This is a genomic window from Bradyrhizobium sp., from assembly GCF_016462955.1.
Lineage (GTDB): Bacteria > Pseudomonadota > Alphaproteobacteria > Rhizobiales > Xanthobacteraceae > Bradyrhizobium.
On the sequence record NZ_JAEMSD010000050.1, the window covers coordinates 1 to 1,121 of the forward strand.

Annotated in this window: 1 protein-coding gene; it reads left to right on the forward strand. The window is 66.5% G+C overall.

The window, feature by feature from the left end:
- Positions 1-4: 4 nt before the first annotated feature.
- On the forward strand, positions 5-1,121 hold a 1,117-nt coding region (locus JHD07_RS08295), incomplete at its 3' end, for an acyl-CoA dehydrogenase family protein (protein ID WP_291620863.1).

The following is a 1,121-nucleotide window of genomic DNA, read 5'->3' on the forward strand; positions in this document are numbered from 1 at the left end:
AGCCATGACCTACCGCGCGCCGATTTCCGACATGCTGCTGTCGCTCAACCATGGCGCGGGCCTCAAGGCCGCGCTGGAGGCCGGCCATTACGGGGATTTCGACGCCGACCTCGCCGCCGCCGTGCTGGAGGAAGCCGGCAAGTTCGCATCCGACGTGCTGGCGCCGCTGAACAAGGTCGGTGACGAGCACGGCATCAAGCTCGAGGACGGCAAGGTCACGACCGCGCCGGGCTGGCCCGACGCCTACAAGCGCTGGACCGAGGGCGGCTGGAACGCGGTGTCCGGCCCCGAGGATTTCGGCGGCCAGGGACTGCCGCTCGCCATCAACGCCGCCTGCACCGAAATCTGGAGCGCCGCCAACGTCGCCTTCGGCCTCTGCCCGCTGCTGACCGCCTCGGCGATCGAGGCGCTGGAGGCGCATGGCAGCGACGAGCTGAAAAGAATCTATCTCGGAAAGCTCGTCTCCGGCGAGTGGACCGGAACGATGCAACTGACCGAGCCGCAGGCCGGCTCCGACGTCGGCGCGCTGCGCACCCGCGCCGAGAAGCAGGTCGACGGCACCTATCGCATCAAGGGGACGAAGATCTTCATCACCTATGGCGAGCACGACATGACCGACAACATCGTGCATTTCGTGCTGGCGCGCCTGCCCGATGCGCCCGCCGGCACGAAGGGAATTTCGCTGTTCCTGGTGCCGAAGTTCATGGTCAACGCGGACGGCTCGCTGGGACAGCGCAACGACATTTTTGCTTCCGGCGTCGAGCACAAGCTCGGCATGCATGCCTCGCCGACCTGCACCATGACCATGGGCGATCATGGCGGCGCCATCGGCTATCTGATCGGCGAAGAAAATCGCGGCATGCTGTGCATGTTCACGATGATGAACCAGGCCCGCCTCGGCGTCGGCCTCGAGGGCGTCGGCGTCGCCGACCGCGCCTATCAGCAGGCCTTGTCCTATGCGCAGGAGCGCAAGCAGGGCCGCGCAGTCGGAAAGAAGGGCGACGGCTCGGACGCGATCTTCGTCCATCCCGACGTCAAGCGCATGCTGATGCGGATGCGGGCGCAGACCGCCGCGGCACGCACCATCTGCTATGCAACCGCCGTCGCGATCGATGTCTCGA